Annotated in this window: 4 protein-coding genes; 2 read left to right on the top strand and 2 right to left on the bottom strand. The window is 63.2% G+C overall.

Annotated elements, in window-relative coordinates; all coding sequences use genetic code 11:
- Positions 1-1,018, top strand: a 1,018-nt coding sequence (locus tag FJ222_11895) for a UDP-N-acetylmuramoyl-L-alanyl-D-glutamate--2,6-diaminopimelate ligase (GenBank protein ID MBM4165123.1), incomplete at its 5' end; no start/stop codon positions are given.
- A gap of 2 nt (positions 1,019-1,020) precedes the next feature.
- Complete coding sequence (gene murF / locus FJ222_11900) at positions 1,021-2,454, top strand: UDP-N-acetylmuramoyl-tripeptide--D-alanyl-D-alanine ligase (protein MBM4165124.1); 1,434 nt, start codon at positions 1,021-1,023, stop codon at positions 2,452-2,454.
- Here murF and FJ222_11905 read toward each other — a convergent pair.
- Positions 2,451-3,884 carry a hypothetical protein gene (locus FJ222_11905; protein ID MBM4165125.1) on the bottom strand — a complete coding sequence of 478 codons (1,434 nt, stop codon included), beginning with the start codon at positions 3,882-3,884 and terminating at the stop codon, positions 2,451-2,453. The genes murF and FJ222_11905 overlap by 4 nt on opposite strands.
- Positions 3,885-3,931: 47 nt before the next feature.
- Entirely contained in the window at positions 3,932-4,864 is a 933-nt protein-coding gene (locus FJ222_11910) for a hypothetical protein (protein MBM4165126.1), read from the bottom strand.
- Positions 4,865-5,239 lie beyond the last annotated feature (375 nt).

The raw sequence follows: 5,239 nt of genomic DNA on the forward strand, positions 1-5,239 counted from the left end.
TTGCGCCCTGCAGCGATGCCTGCGGGATATGGCGGATGCGGGCTGCACCGCCGTGGCGATGGAGGCCTCGTCGCACGCGCTGGCGCAGGGCCGCACCGATGGCACACGCTTTCACGCGGTCGCCTTCACGAACCTCACTCAGGACCACCTCGACTACCACAACGACATGCCAACCTATTTCGCGGCCAAGCGGCGGCTGTTCACCTGTGCTGCAGACGAGCGCCCCGGCGCGTCCGCCGTGTTCAACACCGATGACGCCTACGGGGCGCAACTGGCCCAGGAGGCCGCCGCCGCAGGGCTGACCGTCGTCCCTTATGGGTTGCTCGGCGGCCAGCCCCTGCGCGCCGAAGCCGTGACCGGTACCGCCGACGGAACGGCGTTTGTCCTGTGCACGCCCGTCGGCCGCGTGCCGGTCGCCAGCGGATTGTCGGGTCGCTACAACGTGATGAACATGTTGTGCGCCGCCGGGCTGGCATTGGCGGGAGGGGTGCCGCTGGCCGTTGTGGCGCGCGCGCTGTGCGAGGCGCGCCCGCGGTGGGGCCGGTTGGAACGCGTGCCGACTTCGTTGCCGTGCCGGATTTTTGTTGACTATGCCCATACCGCCGATGCGCTGGCGCACGTGCTCGCCACGCTGCGCGAAGTGACCCCGGGACAATTGATCGTGGTCTTTGGATGCGGGGGCGACCGCGACCGCGATAAGCGTCCGAAGATGGGACTGGCTTGCGCGTCGCATGCGGACCGGCTGGTGATCACCTCCGACAACCCGCGCAGCGAAGATCCGGCCGCGATCATTCGCGACATCGTGGCCGGGCTGCCCATCGGCACGGCCTGTGAGGTGGTCCCCGACCGGTTTGAGGCAATTACGCGGGCGCTGCGCAGCGCGGGTGCCGATGACGTGGTGCTGATCGCCGGCAAGGGGCATGAGGCCGTTCAAATATTTGCGGATCGGACGATTCCGTTCGATGATCGAGACGTGGTTCGAGAAGTTGGACAGCAACTGGCGGAAGCGAGACGGTGAACATGACCAATCAGAACATGCAGACAGAGTGGCCGCTGATACGCGGAGCAGATCTGGCGGTCTGGACGGGTGGCGTCTGGGATGGGGGCGCGACGGATGTGCGGGGTGTGACGCAAAACGGGCGTCACATGATCCCCGGAGGCCTGTACGTCGCCCTGAAGGGCGATCACCATGACGGCCACGCCTATGTGCTCCAGGCGCAAAACGGGGGGGCTGCCGCAGCGCTGGTGCGCCACGACTGGCCTCGCGCCGAAGGTGTATCGCTACCGCTTCTGCGGGTGGCTGAGACGCGCAGCGCGCTCGGTCTGGCGGCGGCGGGACGCCGCCGCGCGCTCCACGCTTTTGTGCTGGGCATCACGGGGAGCGTCGGCAAAACCACCACCAAGGAACTCGCTGCTGCGGTCTTCTCCGGAGCCGGTCCCATACACGCCACGAGCGGCAATCTGAACAACGACATCGGGCTGCCGCTCACCCTTCTCGCCATGCCCGGCGAGGCGCGGGTCGGCGTGATCGAGGCGGGAACCAATCACCCCGGTGAAATCCCCTATCTCTGCCGGATACTGAAGCCGGATGCGGCGATCCTCACGGCTGTCGGGCCGGTGCATCTGGAGCACTTCGGGAGCGAGGCGGCGATCGCCGACGAAAAGGCGGCGCTGATTCGCAGCGTGCCCGAGCGGGGTTTTGCGGTGATTGACGCCGATGGCGCGCATGCCTCGTTTCTCCGGGCGCAGGCGGCCTGTCGGATCATCTCCGTGCGGATGGGTGACGGCGGCGAGGCCGACTATGCCGGCACGTGGGCAGATGCCGACGGCGGCGTGGTGAGGGTGTGCGAGCGGGCGAGCGGGGAGTCGCAAGTCCTGCGCAGCGGCCTGGCCGGCCGGCACAATGCCGTCAACCTGCTTCTGGCTGTGGCCGCCGGTCGCGCAACAGGACTGGCGTGGGAAGCGATCGAACGGGGGCTGGCGCACCTGTCGATGCCGGCGATGCGGTGGCAGCGAACCGAGGTGGATGGTCTGGTAAGCATCAACGATGCCTACAACGCCAATCCCCCCGCCATGCGATGCGCACTGGAGACCTTCGCCCGAATTGGGGCGGCAGCACGCCGGGTGGTGGTGCTGGGCGACATGCGCGAGCTGGGCGCAGCCTCCGAGCACTTTCACCGCGAGCTGGGAGGCTGCGTGGCCGCCGGGCCGTGGGATCTGCTGGTGGCTGTCGGCAAAGACGCGCGCTGGATCGCCGAAGCGGCGGTCGCGTCCGGGTTTCCCGCCGGGGCGGTCCGCCATTTTTCCGACACCGCCGCCGCCGTGCTCGGTATCCGGGATTTGCTCAAGCCCGGCGACACGCTGCTCTTCAAGGCATCACGCGGCATGGAACTCGAGCGGGTCGAGGCGGCGGCGCTCGCCGGGCGATCAGGGTGCGGGACGCATCGCGATTAGAACGCGAAGTTATCGGCCTCATCAGCCTGTCTTTCCGCGTAAATGTTGAAATCGAGCCGGCGCAGGGCTCCCAGCGGCAAGGTGATCTTTCCGAAATTCTCGCTTTGGCCCTTGACCTCGTCCTTTTCGATTCGCTCCAGTTGGAGGGTCAACAGGCCCTTATCGGCAAAAACCATCTGGACATCCTCCTTGTTCTTCCGTGCCCGCGCGGCGTTCTCGGTGGATGTCACGATCTCGACGACCCGCGCGAGCGGGATGTCGAGCGTGGCATAGGAGGTCTCAAATTTCACGGCGTCGCCGGAAATGGACTTGAGATGGCCGGAGACCTTGTCGTTGTTGATGAAGCGCAACAGATCATCCTTGACGACAGTCGAGCCAGTCTCGGCCAACTCGGGAGTCTTGCCATCCCAATCCGAAATCATAATGTTGCTGATCTTCAGATCACCGGAGGTGTTTGAGCGGAACGAGAGGCCATTGCCTTGGCCCGCGAATTCGGCCGTGTCCGTCCATTGGGTCAACAGACGACCGTTGAGCAGCAAGGTGATGGTTTTGGCGCTTTTGCTCACCAGCAGGTTAAACGTCGCACTCCGGCATTTGCCATTACTAAAGTCCGCAAACTCGACTTGCCGTTCGAGGTTCCTCGATCCGGAATTGCGAGAGAGACGCTGCATATAAATGGAGGATCCCGACACTTGGAGCATGTACCCGTTCCGATTTTCTTGAACGTTGTCTGTGTAGATCACACAGGAGAACTGCGGATAGGCGCTGCGCCAAGCCGCATCGAACCGAATGTCGGCGGTGTCGGGCATCTTCTCGATGATGCGGCCGATCGGATATTGTTGCGCGGCATACAGCGCGCCATCCTTGAAACGCCACTGCACCTGAGATCCGCTCGGGTATATCGTCCACTCGGATAGAGCGGTTGGCCCCTCGTAGACCCGTGTTGAAGCCCGGATGTTGGGTGCCATAGACTTGATCATCAGGCGGGCGATGGTGATCTTGCCCGCATACCACGTGTCCAGCACGAGTTTCTCGCCATCCAGCGACACGATGTTGCCGGGTAGCATGTCGCCGTTCGTCAGATAGATCGCGGCCGTGCTGGGGATGCCCGACGTCACCTTGCGCGGGCCCAACGTGGCGCGCATGACGGTGGAGAGGTTGAAGTCGATCGTTTTTTCGGCGCTTCCATGCTTCCACGTCACGCCGCCGGATTCGGGCGCCACGGCGATCAGGGAGCCGTGAAGCTTGTCCTTGTTAAGGAATTCCAGGCTGTCCGCTCCTACCGCACTCCCCGCGCGTATACTGTCGGCGTCTGCGGCCGGCTGAGGCGGCGGGAGGACCGCGCCCGCGAGCGTCACGTCGGCCGACACGGCGCCCGCCATTCCCAGCGCGACACAACCGGCAACCAGCGTTCTTTTTGCATTGTTCATGACCTGTGACTCCTTCTATGGGTGTGATGGTTTAGAAATCAAGCGCATCATTTCAGCAACTCCCGCACGGCGGACTGGATCTCGGGATCGGCATGATTCACCTGATCGCGGAGGAAGGGCGTGGCGGGGGTGCCGATCTCCTTGAGCCGCCGTCTCGCGTCGGCGCGCAGTCTGGCATCGGCGTCGCCCAGTTTGACGATGAGCGCCAGGACCTCGGCGGCTACCGCCTCGGGCACATCTTCCTTTCGGATCACCGTCTGGGGCGGTTCGCGCGCATCCGGCGGGTTCGCCCGGTCGACGGGACGCGGCCGTTCGATCTTCCTGATGTCCTGGACGGTCGCGGCCGTCCACGCGCCCTCCTGCTGGACCAGTCCAAGGGTGAACACCATGTGGTTCTGGATCGAGATGGATAGCGTGGCGGTCTGATTGGTGTCGTTGAAACTCTCGCCGGCAAAGACAAACATCCCGGATTCCCTCGCAAACTCCGAAAGGAAAGAGACGCCCTCTCGGTCTCTGCGGCTCTCGGCCGCGTACACCTTGTCGGCGATCTGGACCAGATGCAGCAGCGGTCCCGACAGGCTTTGCTTGGCCGCCGTGACGTCGGCCTTCTGCAGGGCGGCGAAGAAGGCGTCCATCCGCGCCTTGGGGCCAACCTTTGGACGGAGATCCTTCAACTCGCCGCCGTGCGCGGCGTAAAGCGCCAGGGCTTTCTTTCTCTGGGCGGCATCCTCCGTGGTCTTGAGCAGCGTCGCCGCATCCTGAAGCGCTTCAGCCTTGCTTCCCGCCCGGCCATAGGCCTCCGCGCGGTAGAGCAGGGAGAGTGCTTTCATCTCCGCCACCGTCGGCTCAGCCGTGATGACCGCCGTGAAGTTGGTCACCGCCTGAGCATAGGCCTTGTTTTCCAGATTTTTTAGTCCATCATGGAAATTTGCCGACAGCCCGACGATCACGGCGAGCGCGACATCCACAATATTTGTCATACCGCATCCTTTCAGGTCGTGCGCAGGAGCATGCCCAGATATCCGGTGACCACGATGACACGATTCAACGATGCGGATCGTATCAAACCGACAAAGACTGAGCAATGACAAACAGCTAACCGACGACCGGGGCGCATGGCCGTTCTGATGAGGGTTACTTAATCGTAATCGTAATCATAATCGTAATCGTAATCTTGCTTTGCTCCTGCATGTGATCATAAAATGTCACCCATGAAAACGGTTTTTGCTCATGAGAAGCTGACTGTTTATCAGGAGTCGGTCAGATTTGTCGCTTGGGCAGACGAGATCTTGGAGACCCTGCCCAAGGGACTGGCAGTCCATGGCCAGTTGGACAGGGCTTCGACGTCCATTCCT

This window comes from Lentisphaerota bacterium (assembly GCA_016873675.1).
Classification (GTDB): domain Bacteria; phylum Verrucomicrobiota; class Kiritimatiellia; order RFP12; family JAAYNR01; genus VGWG01.